The sequence below is a fragment of the Fibrobacter sp. UWP2 genome, assembly GCF_900141705.1.
Lineage (GTDB): Bacteria > Fibrobacterota > Fibrobacteria > Fibrobacterales > Fibrobacteraceae > Fibrobacter.
Window position 1 is genome coordinate 80,768 of sequence record NZ_FQYM01000009.1, and the last position, 14,759, is coordinate 95,526.

12 protein-coding genes are annotated in these 14,759 nt (G+C 54.1%); 5 read left to right on the forward strand and 7 right to left on the reverse strand.

Going from position 1 to position 14,759, the window contains the following annotated elements; translation table 11 throughout:
* Nucleotides 1–168: 168 nt before the first annotated feature.
* The 3 genes from ilvC (at nt 169) to BUB55_RS06450 (ending at nt 6,079) form a co-directional block, all read left to right on the forward strand.
* Nucleotides 169–1,647: a ketol-acid reductoisomerase gene (gene ilvC / locus BUB55_RS06440; RefSeq protein ID WP_072800835.1), complete on the forward strand. Its 1,479-nt coding sequence runs from the start codon at nt 169–171 to the stop codon at nt 1,645–1,647.
* A 103-nt stretch (nt 1,648–1,750) separates the two neighbouring features.
* Nucleotides 1,751–4,543, forward strand: a complete 2,793-nt coding sequence (locus tag BUB55_RS06445; RefSeq protein WP_073189240.1) for a TIGR02171 family lipoprotein — start codon at nt 1,751–1,753, stop codon at nt 4,541–4,543.
* Between the two features lie 51 nt (nt 4,544–4,594).
* Entirely contained in the window at nt 4,595–6,079 is a 1,485-nt protein-coding gene (locus BUB55_RS06450; RefSeq protein ID WP_073189242.1) for a DUF1846 domain-containing protein, read from the forward strand.
* 268 nt (nt 6,080–6,347) lie between these two features.
* Here BUB55_RS06450 and BUB55_RS06455 read toward each other — a convergent pair whose 3' ends face one another.
* The 5 genes from BUB55_RS06455 to htpG all read right to left on the reverse strand — a co-directional run bounded on the left by BUB55_RS06455 (nt 6,348) and on the right by htpG (nt 11,379).
* Nucleotides 6,348–7,199, reverse strand: a complete 852-nt coding sequence (locus BUB55_RS06455) for a metal ABC transporter permease (protein WP_234971828.1) — start codon at nt 7,197–7,199, stop codon at nt 6,348–6,350.
* 1 nt (nt 7,200) lies between these two features.
* Nucleotides 7,201–7,857 (reverse strand): metal ABC transporter ATP-binding protein, encoded by a 657-nt coding sequence (locus BUB55_RS06460; RefSeq protein ID WP_073189244.1) that lies wholly within the window; start codon nt 7,855–7,857, stop codon nt 7,201–7,203.
* Between the two features lies 1 nt (nt 7,858).
* Nucleotides 7,859–8,905 (reverse strand): metal ABC transporter substrate-binding protein, encoded by a 1,047-nt coding sequence (locus BUB55_RS06465; RefSeq protein ID WP_073189246.1) that lies wholly within the window; start codon nt 8,903–8,905, stop codon nt 7,859–7,861.
* Nucleotides 8,906–8,944: 39 nt separating this feature from the next.
* On the reverse strand, nt 8,945–9,355 hold the full coding sequence (locus BUB55_RS06470; protein ID WP_073189248.1) for a Fur family transcriptional regulator: 411 nt from the start codon (nt 9,353–9,355) through the stop codon (nt 8,945–8,947).
* Nucleotides 9,356–9,492: 137 nt separating this feature from the next.
* Nucleotides 9,493–11,379, reverse strand: a complete 1,887-nt coding sequence (htpG, locus tag BUB55_RS06475; protein ID WP_073189250.1) for a molecular chaperone HtpG — start codon at nt 11,377–11,379, stop codon at nt 9,493–9,495.
* Between the two features lie 195 nt (nt 11,380–11,574).
* On the opposite strand from htpG, the gene BUB55_RS06480 reads away from it, so the two are divergent.
* A complete protein-coding gene (locus tag BUB55_RS06480) occupies nt 11,575–12,324 on the forward strand; it encodes a fibrobacter succinogenes major paralogous domain-containing protein (RefSeq protein ID WP_073189251.1) in 750 nt (249 codons plus the stop codon).
* On the opposite strand, the gene BUB55_RS06485 is transcribed toward BUB55_RS06480, so the two are convergent.
* Nucleotides 12,321–13,169: an undecaprenyl-diphosphate phosphatase gene (locus BUB55_RS06485; RefSeq protein ID WP_073189253.1), complete on the reverse strand. Its 849-nt coding sequence runs from the start codon at nt 13,167–13,169 to the stop codon at nt 12,321–12,323. The genes BUB55_RS06480 and BUB55_RS06485 overlap by 4 nt on opposite strands.
* 155 nt (nt 13,170–13,324) lie before the next feature.
* Between BUB55_RS06485 and BUB55_RS06490 the strand changes: the two genes are divergently transcribed.
* Nucleotides 13,325–14,059 (forward strand): DUF2334 domain-containing protein, encoded by a 735-nt coding sequence (locus tag BUB55_RS06490; RefSeq protein WP_073189255.1) that lies wholly within the window; start codon nt 13,325–13,327, stop codon nt 14,057–14,059.
* A gap of 53 nt (nt 14,060–14,112) precedes the next feature.
* On the opposite strand, the gene BUB55_RS06495 is transcribed toward BUB55_RS06490, so the two are convergent.
* On the reverse strand, nt 14,113–14,759 hold a 647-nt coding region (locus BUB55_RS06495; RefSeq protein ID WP_234971829.1), incomplete at its 5' end, for a hypothetical protein.

Sequence of the window (14,759 nt, forward strand, 5' to 3'; positions counted from 1 at the left end):
TGGGGTTCGCAATGACGTAATTCGGGGTTTTAGGGGCGGAGCCCCTAGGCGTGAGGGTGTATGGAAGACGCGGCGTGCCGCGGCTGCAATCAGGGGGATTCGTCCCCCTTTGGTGTATTTTTAACTATATTTCCCCCGGAAACATTCTAATTAACAGAGGTTCAAAAAATGAATTATTTCAATTCTATCCCTATGCGTCGCCAACTCGAAGAAATTGGCCACTGCCGTTTCATGGAACATTCTGAATTCAGCCGTGGTGTTGAAGCCCTCAAGGGTAAGAAGATCGTGTTCGTCGGTTGCGGTGCCCAGGGTCTCCATCAGGGTCTTGACCTGCGCGATAGCGGCCTCGACGTCTCTTACACGCTCCGCAAGGAAGCTATCGAACAGAAGCGCCAGTCCTGGAAGAACGCTACTGAAAACGGCTTCAAGGTCGGTACCTACGAAGAAATGATTCCGGATGCAGACCTCGTTTGCAACCTCACACCGGACAAGCAGCACCACAACGTGATCCCGGCCATCATGAAGCTCATGAAGAAGGGCGCCGCCCTCTCTTACAGCCACGGCTTCAACATCGTTGAAGAAGGCCAGGAAATCCGTAAGGACATCACCGTGATCATGGTCGCCCCGAAGGGCCCGGGTTCCGAAGTCCGTAGCGAATACGTTCGCGGTTTCGGTATGCCCTGCCTTATCGCCGTGCACCCGGAAAACGACCCCGAAGGTAAGGGTTGGGACTACGCCAAGGCTTACGCCGCTGGCCTCCATGCCGACCGTCCGGGCGTTCTCGAAAGCTCTTTCGTTGCCGAAGTGAAGTCCGACCTCATGGGCGAACAGACCATCCTTTGCGGTATGCTCCAGACCGGCACGATCCTCTGCTACGACAAGATGGTGAAGGATTTCGGCGTTGAACCGGCTTACGCGGTCAAGCTGCTCCAGTACGGCTGGGAAACCATTTCCGAAGCCCTGAAGCACGGCGGCATCACCAACATGATGGACCGTCTCTCCAACCCGGCCAAAATCCGCGCCACGGAACTCGCCGAAAAGATGAAGAAGATCATGAAGCCGCTCTACTGCGAACACCAGGACAACATCATCTCTGGCAAGTTCTCCAGCACCATGATGGTCGACTGGGAAGCCGGCGACAAGGATTTGCTCAAGTGGCGTGGCGAAACGGGCGAGCTCGAATTCGAAAAGGTCGAAGCTACCGACAAGGTCATCACCGAACAGGAATACTTCGACCGCGGCGTTCTCATGACCGCCATGATCAAGGCCGGTGTGGAACTCGCTTTCGAAACCATGTGCTCCGTGGGCATCAAGCCGATGAGCGCCTACTACGAATCCCTCCACGAGACTCCGCTTATCGCGAACCTCATCGCTCGTAAGAAGTTGTACGAAATGAACCGCGTGATCAGCGACACCGCCGAATACGGCTGCTACCTGTTCGCCAACAAGTGCGTGCCTCTGCTCGCCGACTTCATGAAGAACGAAGTGAAGAAGGACGACATCGGCGCTATCTACGGCGAAGGCAAGACCACCGCTGTGGATAACGAAGAGCTCATCAAGGTGAACAAGAACATCCGTCAGCATCCGGTGGAAGAAGTCGGTGCTTGGCTGCGCGAACGCATGTCCGGCATGACGAAAGTTGTCTAATCTCTGATTATCCAACTTTCGTGGATTTTCGAGGTTCGAAAAAATAACACAATTAAAAAAGAGGCCCGTCGTTGACGGGTCTCTTTTTTATTTTTAGGGACGTATGTTGAAGATGAGTAAGCTTATTTTGATGGCGGCCCTGACATGGTTTCTGTTCGCCTGTTCCAATTCGGATAAGCCCCTCGGCGCTATTGTCTCTGTAGATGAAAGTTATGAGGGAATGCTTGTCCTCGAAGCCTCGGGGAAAACGGTACTGCTGGGTGTAAATGGTGTGAATGTCCCCTCTCGGGAAACCCCTGAAATGGCGGTGCGTTTGGATTACTCGTTTTCCATGGGCATACACGAGGTGACTTGTGGGGAATTTGCCGCACTCATGGGGAGTCACGAAGCTTGCGAAAACAGCGAGTATCCCGTGACCGGCGTTACGTATTTTGATGCCGTGCTGTTTGCCAATGCCAAGAGCAAGTCCGAAGGCAAGGATACGGTGTATACCTATTCAAAAGTCTCGTACGAAGGTTCCGGTCGCTGTGTCAACCTCGAAGGGCTTGTGTTCCACCCGGAGGTGGATGGTTTTCGACTTCCGACCGAGGCGGAGTGGGTTTTGGCCGCGAGCATAGGCTGGAATCCTGCAAATGGGTGGAACTCGACTAACTCGGGCCACCATTTGCACAAGGTATGTTCCGCACAAGATGTTGGCGAAAAAACGGCAGAATCCATTGACAAGTACACCGTTTTTTGCGATATGGCGGGAAACGCGATGGAGTGGGTCAACGACTGGCAAGGGCAATTCCGCGACACGACGGTGACAAACTACGTGGGCGCTCCCGATGGCGGTGCCCGCGAGGAGCGTGTGGTGAAGGGCGGGAGCTTCCGCAACGATCCCTCGACAATGAAGTTGTACAGTCGCGGCGATGTTTATACGGTGACGTCGTCGACCATGGCAGAATACGTTGGCTTTCGAATAGCATATGGCAGCATCCCCAATGCTGTATGGATGTCCTCTAACGGTGCGGCGTCTGGCAGTCGTTTTGTGACATTGGCAACTTCGGCGCAGGTGAAGTCCATGACGGGTTCCTTCCATACCAAGCTGGCGTTCCGTAACGACCTCACGGGGAATCTCGCCTTTATTGACTATGCGAGCGGCTTGCCCTCTGTTGTGGAGGTCGCGGACACTATGGAGGTCTACCACCCGGAAATATCTCCCGACGGGAACCGCGTGGCGTTTTGCACAAAGCTGGAGGGCGTGTCCGGGAAATCGGCACTTTATGTCCGCAATCTGAAGGCGGATGGAAGCGGGTTAGTGAAGTTGGATGTGGAAAGCGCGGCGATCCCGCGTTGGCGAATCACCGAAACTGGTGACACGGCGATTGTCTATGTGACGGATGCTGGCAACAACAAGGACATGGCCTCTTTCAAGTCTGCCTCCACCTGGCAAGTGACATTTGAAAACGGCAAGTTTGGGACTCCCACGAAACTTTACGACGGCGCCTTCCATGGTGGAATCAGCAGCGATAACCAGTTGGCTGTGACGGGCGCGCGGCTCCTCCGTGCCCGTGTGGGCAACAGCGATACCCTTTGGTATAACGGGGAACAAGCCTGCAATGTTTCCCTTTCCCGGGACTCCTCGAACAGGACTGTGTTCCTTGACTTTGGCGGCGCTACGGGGCGTTCGTTTGTTGGAAATGACTATGGTGTTCACGAAGCGCTCCTTGTGGTAGACAGCACTGGGAAACTGGTTCGGGCGGTCCCTGCCCCGACCGGCTACAGCTTTGATCACACGGAGTGGCTGGTGGGGGACATGTCCCCGGTGAGTGGCTACCAAGGAGAGGGAGGGCTCGTTGTGGCGACGCTCGCCAACGCCAACGGGGTGCATGGTAAAATAGTTCTGGTAGACATTGCCGATAGTTCCATTACGGACCTTGTGGAGGGCGACGAATTGTGGCATCCGAGCTTTTGGACCATGGACGTGTCCAAGCGCATAGATGCGGGGTCGGTGAATGTGGACAGCGCCGGTGTGTACTTTGGCGATGGTGGAGGCCAGGCGGCCATTATATTGCGTTACAAGCTGGATTTGCTGTGGAACTACAAGGACGAGGCCAAGGTCGTCATATTGGGGTCTTCCCGCTCCATGAACGGGTTGAACCCGTTGGAAATGGACGAGAACCTATTCACGATTAATTTGTCCAACGTTCCCAACTCCATGTTTGTTTCGGATTATCTGTTACAGAACTATGTCATCCCACATGTGAAAAACATAAAGTACCTGGTTCTCTCTTTGGATATTGACATGTGGTGGAAAAAGGAAAACAACAATGACGACAACTTCTTTTATTCTGAATACCGTCAATACCCGGGGTACGTTTACGATGAAAACCACTCGTTTTGGAAGGACGGCGTCCCCAAGGATTTGCCGTATTTGACTTCGGTTTCGCCTGGCATGGACTACTACTACAACAACTTCATCCCGACACGCGGCGTAAACGCCAACAACATGGAATGCGGCGGGTGGGCGACCGCCACGGTGGATAGGGATTCCAACTGGGTGAAGGATGACGGGATGCTGTTCGAGAACAACCTGCAACGGCTCGAAAGGATGGTGGAGACTGCTGCCAATAGGAATATCGTTGTCGTGGGCATTATTTTCCCCATGAGCCCTGGCTATGCAAGTACGGGATCCTTTGGACGGTATGGAATCCGGAGAAGCGAGGCTCCTGGTTTGATAAAGAAGATAAAGGCGATATCGGATAGGTTCCCCAATTTTATTTTGATGGACGAAAATAAAATGGGGGCGCACGATTACGACGATGCGATGGCCGAAAACAACGATCATCTTTGCCTTGTCGGCGCGTCTCAAATGACTAGCCGTTTGAACGAACTTTTAAAAAAATTGGACTGATTTTTCTACTTTTACCCCGATAATTTTGATATAGAGGAAGAAAATAGGATTATGTTCAAAATCGGTTTTGACAACGACGCGTACCTGAGGACGCAGTCCGAAAAGATTCAGGAGAGAATTGCAAAGTTTGGCGGAAAACTTTATCTGGAATTTGGCGGCAAGCTGTTCGATGACTACCACGCAAGCCGCGTGCTCCCCGGTTTTGAGCCCGACAGTAAAATCCGCATGCTCGAAAAACTCAAGGACAAGGCCGAAGTCATTATCGCCATTAACGCAGGCGATATCGAGAAGAACAAGGTCCGCGGCGACCTGGGCATTACCTACGACCAGGACGTGCTCCGCCTGATTGACGCCTTCCGCGGTTACGGCCTGTATGTGAGCTCCGTGGTGTTGACCCGCTGGCAAGAGCAGCCCAGCGCCATCGTCTACCAGAAGAAGCTAGAAGATTTGGGCCTGAAGGTTTACCGTCATTATCCTATCGCCGGTTACCCCAGCAACATACCGCTGGTGGTGAGTGATGACGGCTACGGCAAGAACGAATTTGTGGAGACCACCCGCGAATTGGTGGTGGTGACGGCTCCCGGCCCCGGGAGTGGAAAGATGGCCGTGTGCCTCTCCCAGATTTATCACGAGAACAAGCGCGGCGTAAAGGCTGGCTATGCCAAGTTCGAGACGTTCCCCATCTGGAATATCCCGCTGAAGCACCCGGTGAACCTGGCCTACGAGGCCGCCACCGCTGACCTGAACGACGTGAACATGATCGATCCCTTCCACCTGGAAGCCTACGGGAAAACCACCATCAACTACAATCGCGACGTGGAAATTTTCCCGGTACTGAACGCCTTGTTTACCCGCATTCTGGGCGAGTCCCCGTACAAGAGCCCCACGGATATGGGCGTGAACATGGCGGGCAACTGCATTGTCGACGATGCCGCCGTGTGCGAAGCCGCCAAGCAAGAAATTATCCGCCGTTACTACAACACGCTCTGTGACGTGCGCAAGGGCAATGCGGACAAGGACCAGATTTACAAGCAGGAACTGATCATGGAGCAGGCGCAGATCAGCACTGCCGACCGCCCCGTGATTGCGGCTGCCGTGGAAAAAGCCGAATTGACCGATGGCCCGGCGATTGCTATCCAGCTGAATGATGGCGCCATCATCTCGGCGAAGACGTCGTCCCTGCTGGGGGCGTCTTCAGCTATGCTGTTGGATGCGCTGAAGCACCTGGCGCACATTCCCGACGAAGTGCGCCTGCTTTCGCCGATGGTTATTGAGCCGATTCAGAACCTCAAGACCAAGCAACTTGGGCACAAGAACCCGCGTTTGCACATGGACGAGGCGCTCGTGGCGCTCTCTGTGTGTGCCCTCACGGACTACAACGCGAAAATCGCTCTCGAGAAGTTGCCGGAACTGCGCCACTGCGAAGTGCATTCCAGCGTTATCCTCTCGCAGGTGGATGTGGGCGTGTTCCGCAGGCTGGGTGTGAATTTGACCACGGAACCGAATTACCAGTCCGGTAATTTGTACCACGGGTAAGAACGTTCGCTAATCGGCGCAATACTGCGTTGCTCGCCTCCTTACGTACGCTTTAGTACGCTACGGAGGCTCGCGCCTTGTCTTGCTTGATTATCCAACGTTCTGGATAACGCTTATCCAGTTTTTTAGTCAATAATTACTCGATAGACATCTTCGCGTTGCGAATGATGGGGTAGGAGCCTTCGTCTTCTTCTTTGATAAGGTCGAACTCGCCGGTGATGGTGATAGAAGTTCCTTCGTCCGGGAATTCGTCGAATATTTGGACAAATTAGTTACCGTCGTTTCGTGCAACACCTATCAGGTAGAATAGGCCGAAAACTACGATATCCGCCGCCACGATGGTAGAACCAACGGGGGTCCCTGCGAGAATGGCAATCACGATGCCGATGAGTGAGCAAATCACGGATAGGGTGGCCGCAGCGACCGTCACCGAGAAAAAGCTCTTGAATACGCGCATGGCCGAAAGTGCCGGGAAAACTACGAGGGCCGACACCAGGAGGGCGCCCACAAGGTTCATGGCAAGCACGATGATGACAGCAACGATGACAGCAATCAGCAGATTGAAAATCGTTGTGTTGACGCCCGTGGCCCGCGCAAAGTTTTCATCGAAGGTGATAGCAAAAATCTTGTGATAGAACAATACGAAGACAAACAGCACGATGCACGAGAGTACCACGCAGAGGATAACCTCTTCCACACGGAGCGTGAGGATGGACGTGGAACCGAAAAGCGTCGTGCACACGTCACCGGAAATATTCGCAGAGGTCGAGAAGATATTCATCAACAGATAACCGATAGCAAGCGCGCCCACCGAAACCATGGCGACTGCAGCATCTCCCTTGATACGCGCATGCTTGCCCGTGCAGAGCAGGAGCACCGCCACGGCAGTTGTCACCGGCAAGATGAGAAGCATATTGTTCGTCACCTTGAGCACGGCCGCAATGGCGAGTGCGCCAAAGGCCACGTGCGAAAGGCCGTCACCGATATAGGAATAGCGCTTGAGCACAAGAGTCACGCCCAAAAGCGACGAGCAGAGCGAAACGAGGACGCCTACGATAACCGCGTAGCGCACGAAGGGGAAATCCAGGTAGAACGAAAGTTTTTCAATAATTTCTGGCATCTTATTTCCCCTTCACAGAAATCTGGTCGAAGTTCATCACGCGGGTGGCATCGTCCAGGGCGGAGTCCACGTCGTGAGTGACCATCACGACGGTCATTCCGTTCTTGTGCAAATCCTTGATGACGCGGTACATGGTATCCGTCGATTCGGGATCGAGGCCGGTAACGGGCTCGTCGAGAAGCAGTAGGCGTTCGGCAGCGCAGAGGGCCCGGGCCAAAAGCACGCGCTGCTTTTGGCCTCCCGAAAGCTCGCGGAAGCACGACTTGCGCAAGCTTTCGGTGCGGGTGAGCGCCATGCATTCCATGGCGCGCTCCCGCTGGGCCCGTCCATAGAACGGGAGCAGGCGGAACTTGCCCTGGAATGCGGAAAGAACGATTTCTTCCACCGATGCGGGAAAATCCCTCTGGACCAGCGTCATCTGCGGCAGGTAACCGATTTCACTGCGCTTCAGGCCGTCGCAGAGTTCGATGTCTCCGGACTTGGGCTTGAGCAAGCCTGCGATTCCACGGAGGAACGTTGTCTTGCCGGAACCGTTGCGTCCGATGATGCAGAGGTAGTCCCCGACATTCACGTCGTAATCCAAGTCGCGGACCAGGTCCTTGCTTCCGTAGCCGAGCGTCAGCTGGCGGCATTTTATCAGAGGGATTAAATCGTTCATATTATTTTAAAGCCTTTTTCAATACTTCCAGATTGTCGCGCATGATGGAGAGGTAATCGACGCCGGCCTTTATCTGTTCGTCCGTCACCGACTGCATCGAATTGAGCGTCAGGATTTCGGCGCCCTTGGACTGCTTGCTTGCTTCGAGAATGGCTCGGGCGATTTTTCCGTCGCTCCCGTCAATCGTGAATATCGTGGGCAGTTGTAGAGAATCCATCCTTCCTGCAAGGAACGTAACCGTCTCAAAGCTCGCCTCGCTTTCGGCGGAACAGCCAACAAACGCGGCATAATACTTAATACCATAATCGTCCACCAGATAACGAAACGGGAATCGGTCGCCGAACAGGACTGTCTTTTGCGAAGCGCCCGAAATGGCCGTGGTAAATTCACTGTCCAGTGCCCAGAGTTTTGCGTTGTAGATGACAGCGTTCGCTGTGTAAATAGACGAATTTGCGGAATCCACCTTCGAAAGCGATTGGGCGAGCGCGTTCACCAAAATCCAGGCGTTCTTCAACGAAAGCCAGATGTGCTCGTCGTTCTCGACCTCTTCGTGGTGATGATGCTCGGAGGTCGCCTCGGCAGGCTCGGTGACCTTGTCATGCACTTGTTCCTCGGTCCCTGAGCTTGCCGAAGGGTCGACTTGCATGCCTTCCACGACTTCTTCTTCCTTCACGCGGTCGCCGAGAGCCTTCATCAGGTTCAGCGCGATGCGCCCTTCCTTCGGGGTAGCCTCAAGAGCCTTCTCAACCCATTCGTCGGATTCGCCTCCCACGTAAACGACAAGGTCGGCCTTGGCGATGGTCGCGATGTCCTGTGCCGACGGTTTGTAACTGTGCAAATCGGTGCCGTTCTTGATGAGTAGCGTCAGGTCAACCGCGTCGGCTCGCTCGCCGATCACGTTCTTTAGCCAGTCGTACTGCGGGTAGATGGTCGCGACGACGGAAATCTTTTTCGGTGTGGAATCTTTTTTCCCGGATTCCGTTTCACATGCGGTCAGCATAAAGGTCATCAAAAAAAACAATGTCGCATAGAATGAAAACTTTTTCATGAAAGATCCTTGTCAAAAATGATAGACTGCAGTAGAGCCTTAATCATGACGTATGCGCCTCCGTGAGCATCCGGCACAGCGCCCGAGCAGAACCGACTGCTGCTGGTCCAGCTCGAATCCGCTACGTTGCACAGAAAGCTGCAGCATCTTGAGTGCGGGGCCTTCCAGGTGGAAAAATTTGCCGCATTCCTTGCACACGAGGTGCATTTTCTCCTGGCACTTGCTCGGGCCCGTGTAGCGGTACTGGAGTTCCTTGTTTTCTTCGGCGCCGACAATCTGTACGATGCCCGCTTTTTCGAGACGGGAGAGGTTGCGGTAGATGGTACTCAGCGAAACGGAGGGCAGGTCCTGGGCAATATCGGAAGCCTTGAAAATCCGGTCGGGATTCTTGACCATGAAGTCCATGATGACTTGTCGCGTTTTCGTCTTGTATTCTAATTTGCAATTCATTCGCAAATTCAAATTTAACAAAAAATGGGTCCGGTGTCAACGAAAAAGGCCGCGAGTGAATCGCGGTCTTTTTCGCAAGTGTATAGATTCTTCGACTCCGGCGTTACACGCCTCCGCTCAGAATGACACAGAAACGGCTATTTGACGGAAGCGGTCAAGAGCTTCGTAATTGCAGCCACATACTCAGCGGGGTTCGGGAGCGGAGAGCCTTCGGCAAGCAGAGCCTGGCCGTAGAGGGCCTTCGGCCAATCGCCCAGATCTTCCTTCGCTTCGGCCTTCTTCTTGAGCATTTCGCAAATCGGGTGCGTCGGGTTGATTTCGAGGATGCGCTTGGATTTCGGCAAGTTCTTCTGGCCCATCGCCTTCATCATGCGTTCCATCTGGGCGCTCATGGCGTCTTCGCTGGTTACAAGGCAGCAGGGGCTGTCCTTCAGGCGGCTGGACACGCGGACTTCCTTGATGTCTTCGTCCAAGACCTTCTGCAGGTTTTCGCAGAGGCCCTTGAAGATTCCCTTGTTGGCTTCTTCGGCCTTCTTTTCGTCTTCGGTCTTTTCGAAGTCCACGTCGCCGCGGGCGATGTCATGGAACTTCTTGTCGCCGAATTCGGTGAGGCTCGACATCATGAACTCGTCGATGCCGTCGCTCATGAGCAACACTTCGTAGCCCTTGGCCTTGAAGGCTTCGAGCATCGGGTTAGACTTCACGGCGTTCTTGTCGCCAATGAGGTAGTAGATTTCCTTCTGGCCTTCGGGCATGCGCTTCACGTATTCGTCAAGGCCCACGAGAGCGTCGCCTTCGGTCTTGGTGCTTTCGAAGCGGAGCAACTTCTTGAGTTCGTCAAGATGTTCCCAGTTCATGTAGAAGCCTTCCTTAAGGACCATGCCGAGTTCGCGCCACCAGGCGTTGTACTTGGCGGCATCCTTGTCGGCCATGTTCTGCAAGGTGTCGAGCACCTTCTTGATCACGTGCTTACGAATGTTGGTGATAATCTTGTTGTTCTGCAAGATTTCACGGGACACGTTCAGCGGCAAGTCTTCGCTGTCCACCACACCGCGCACAAAGCGGAGCCAAGGCGGCAGCAAGTCCTTGCAGTCGTCCATGATAAAGACTTTCTTCACGTAGAGCTTCAGGCCATGCAAAGCGTCGTTGTGCCAGATGTTGAACGGGGCCTTCGACGGAATGTACACGAGGCTCCAGAATTCCTGGGAACCTTCGGCGTGGCTGTGGCTCCAGGCGGCCGGTTCGTCGGCTTCGTGGCTGATGACGTTGTAGAAGTCCTTGTACTGTTCTTCGGTGACTTCCTTTTCGCTCTGGCGCCAAAGGGCCTGCTTTTCGTTCAAGCGTTCTTCGGGCTTTTCTTCGATTTCGCCCTTGTCGTTCTTCGTTGCTTCGGGGTGGAAGTAGATGCCGTAGCTCACGAAGCCGCTGTACTTCTGCACGATGTCCTTAATCTTCCATTCGCTGGCAAAGTCTTCGGCGTCCTCGTCGTCCTTCAGGTACAAGGTAATCTTGGTGCCCACCTTGTCGCGCGGGGCTTCAGAAATCTCGAATTCGCCCGTGCCTTCGGAGGCCCACAGGTAACCCTGCTTCTCGCCGGCCTTCAAGGTCAACACTTCGACCTTCTTCGCGACCATGAACACGGAGTAGAAACCCACGCCGAACTGGCCAATCAAATCGACGCTGCCCTTGTCGCCTTCCTTCAAATTCTTGATGAAGTTCTTGGTACCGCTACGGGCGATGGTGCCCAGGCAGTTGATCAAGTCTTCCTTGTTCATGCCGATACCGTTGTCTTCGACAACGATGCGCTTGCCTTCCTTGTTCACCGAGATGTCGATGCGGAGCTGCGTGCCCTGCGGAAGCAAGTCGGCGTTCGAAAGCGAGAGGAATCGGCGCTTGTCAAGTGCGTCCGCCGCGTTAGAAACGAGTTCGCGGAGGAAGATTTCCTTGTTGCTGTAAAGGGAGTTGATCATCAAGTTCAGCATGTCGCGAACTTCGGTCTGGAATTCCATCTTCTCTGTTGCCATTTTACGTCCTTATGTTTTATTTTCAAGCAGGCAAGCGATACGATGTTTCAAAATGAAACGAAATGTATGCGTATTCTGTTTTCTGCACCTAATAAAGCAATTACCGTGCCAAAGTCTGCAAATGCCGTTTTTTTTGCTTTTTTTTCACGAATAAGTGTACATTTATTCTGTAGAACCTAAACAGGGGGAATTTATATGCATATATCCTTTATTGTTTTCATTGTTTTTGTTGTTGTGGTGGTCGCTGTTGCGGCGTATCGCCTTGGGGTCGTGGTCAGCCGGGCGTCGAAACGGGAATCCTCGAAGAACAAGGTGCCCTATGACGACTGCATGCGTAAAAACGCGGCCAAGTTCCAGTATGGGACCTTGACCGACGAGCGCGACGGCGAGACCTACCGTACGGTAAAAATCGGCGATAAAATCTGGATGGCCGAGAGCCTGCGTTTTAAGGCGGAGGGAAGTTTCGCCCCCGGTGGCGAAGAAGCCAATGTGCAAAAGTACGGTCGCCTCTACACATGGACGACGGCGATGGACATCCCTGCGGAATACGCCACGAAGTCGCCTGCCAATGACATGGCCATGTACGAGAAGATGAAGGACGAGAACTATCGCGGCCTCGCACCGGAAGGCTGGCACATTCCGAGCAACAAGGAATGGGAGTCACTCATGGAGCACATGGCATCGGGTTCCGACGGCGAAGAACTTCGCGCGGCATGCTTTTGGCATAATCCCGGCAAGGATTCTCTTGGCTTTTTTGCCCTGCCCGCGGGCTACCGCTTTGGCAATGGCAGTTTTTGCCACTTTGGCGCCCGAGCCCGTTTTTGGAGCAAGGACGAGTACGGTAAATCCAATGCATACCGCTTGAGCATCACGAACGAGTTTGCCGATATCGAGGGCGTCTACCGCTCCGACGCGCTTTCGGTTCGCTGCGTCAAGAACGCCTAGATAAAGATTAGTCCGAGGATGCCCACCGCCCAGACGTACCAGGCGAAGTGTTGGAACTGGCCCTTCTTGAGGAAGCTCATGAGCCACTTGAGGGCGATGATGCCGAATACGAACGACACAAGCATTCCCACGAGGAGTTCCGGAGTGAATCCGCTGGCGTCGGCACAAGCCAACGCCTTTTCGGGCTTTTCGATGGCGTAGCGGGCGACAGTCTCGGGATTCTGGCATTTGAACCACTTGATAAAGTCGAGGAGGGCGGCGCCGCCCACGGCGGGGATACTCATGAGGAAGCTGAATTCGCCGGCGTACTTGCGGTTCACACCCATGAACATCATGGCGCTGATGGTGGAGCCGCTACGGCTGATGCCCGGGATGCAGGCGATGCCCTGCACGGTACCGGTGAGGAGGGCGCGCCACCAGTTCATGCCCACGCCCTTGGCATCGGGATGCTTGGCGCCGGTCGGGCCCCATTGGCTGGTGAACAGCAAGAGCCCGGTAAAGAGTTCCGCGACGCAAACGGCGTGCGGGTTTTCGAACAAACTTTCGAGGGCGTCCTTGAAACCGAGGCCAATGAGCGCTGTCGGAATGCTCGCGAGTACGATATAGCCCGCTTCGCGGAGCTGCGCCGGGTCGCGGCGGAGGCAACCCACGATAATGTCCACGATCTTTTGGCGAAATACGACGAAAATGGAGAGAAGCGTCCCGGCGTGGAGCATGATGTCGAAGAACATGCCCGCCTCCTTCATACCGAGGAGGGACTTGCCAATCACGAGGTGGCCGGAGCTGGAAATGGGGAGGAATTCGGCGAGGCCCTGTAACAGGCCGAGGATGATGGATTCGAACATAGTGGGAAAGATAGTAATTTAGTCGTTAGTTACTAGTTACTAGTTACTAGAAGTTCAGGATTCAAGACGCATCTTGACAAAGGCAACACTTGAAACTAGTAACTCAGAACTAGTAACTCATAATGGAACTCAGAACTATTAACTATATTCATAGCATGGCTCGCAAATTCCTTCTCTGCTTTCACGACTTCAGTGTTTGGAACTACCAAAAGTGCGTTCCCGTTCTGCATTCGCTTGCCGAACTCACGGGGCGTCCCTTTAGCGTGCTTGTGATTCCCTCTACCGAGGGCGCCGACGCCGATGCGGTGGTTGGCTTTCGCGAAGCCTTGGTGGAACTCCGTGCGGAGGGCTTTGAACTCGCCCTGCACGGTTACAAGCACAAGGCTGAGTTCAGCCAGGGCCGCAGCTACATGGGGCTTATCGGCATGAACCTCACGCATGGCGAGGCGGAATTCGCCGGCTTGAGCGAATTCGAGTCCACTCGACTTTTGCAGGCGGGGCTTGCCGCCTGGAACGAACTTTTGGGTGTCGACGCCAAGGCCGAGGGCGGAGCCATCGCGCCGGTCGCATTCATCCCTCCAACCTGGTACAGCAACAAGTATTTGCCGCACCAGGTGCACGCTCTAAAAATGTTGTACGAAGACCGCTTTTCTTTGACGACGGCCAAGGGCCGCCGTTACGCGTCGGCGGTATCGAGTTTTGCGGGAATTCCGCGCTTTGCCGAAAAGCTGGCGTTCTCCTTTGGGCAGTTCGTTTTGTCGCTCCCTGTGGGCCTCCCGCGTATAGCGCTCCACCCGGTCGACTTCCCCCGGCTGACGGGCGAGGTTCGGGACCTTGTCCGCATCGCGCTCAACAACAACCGCAAGCTCGTCCATTACAGTGAACTTTAAGAAAAAAATCCCGCGGCAAAACCGCGGGATTCATTTTTCAAATAAGGCTAGGCTTATTCAGCAGCCGGAGTGGGGGCAGTGCCGATGACGTCGCCGATGGTGCCGAGGTTTTCAAAGTCGCCAAATCCGCCCATGTTGCTCGTGTCCATGACCCATTCGCCGTCTTCGCATTTGTAGGTCATTTCAAATCCCATTATGGATTCGGTCTTGGTTGCGCCATTTTCGGTGCAGGCGTTGTCTTCGACCCATTCACCATCTTGGCAGATCATAGATATTGTCATGCCCATAATGGTCTGTTCATATTTTTCACCTTCGTTGGCAGGGGTGCATTCGGGCACACCGGAAGCTTCCATCGTTGCGGCGGAGTCCGGTTCCCATTCGCCATTTTTGCAAACGCTAATGACCTTCACTCCAAACATTTCCGCAGTGTCTTTTGCGCCTTCATTGGCGGCAGTGCACTCCGGCTGGTCCAACAGCTCGCCAAAGCCCATGCTGTCGAGCAAATCTTTGATAGAGCTGGTGTCGAGGTCGCCCAAGTCGAAACTGTCGAGGGGGTTGATTAAAGAGGAACTCGAGCTGAGAGTGGAGGCTTCGTCGGCGCTGGAGGAAGATGCCCCAAAGTTAGTTGAAATTTCTGCAACCAAAAAGAAAAAGGTGGTCTCCAACTTGTAAATTTGGTTCAGCAAAAAAACACCAAGCA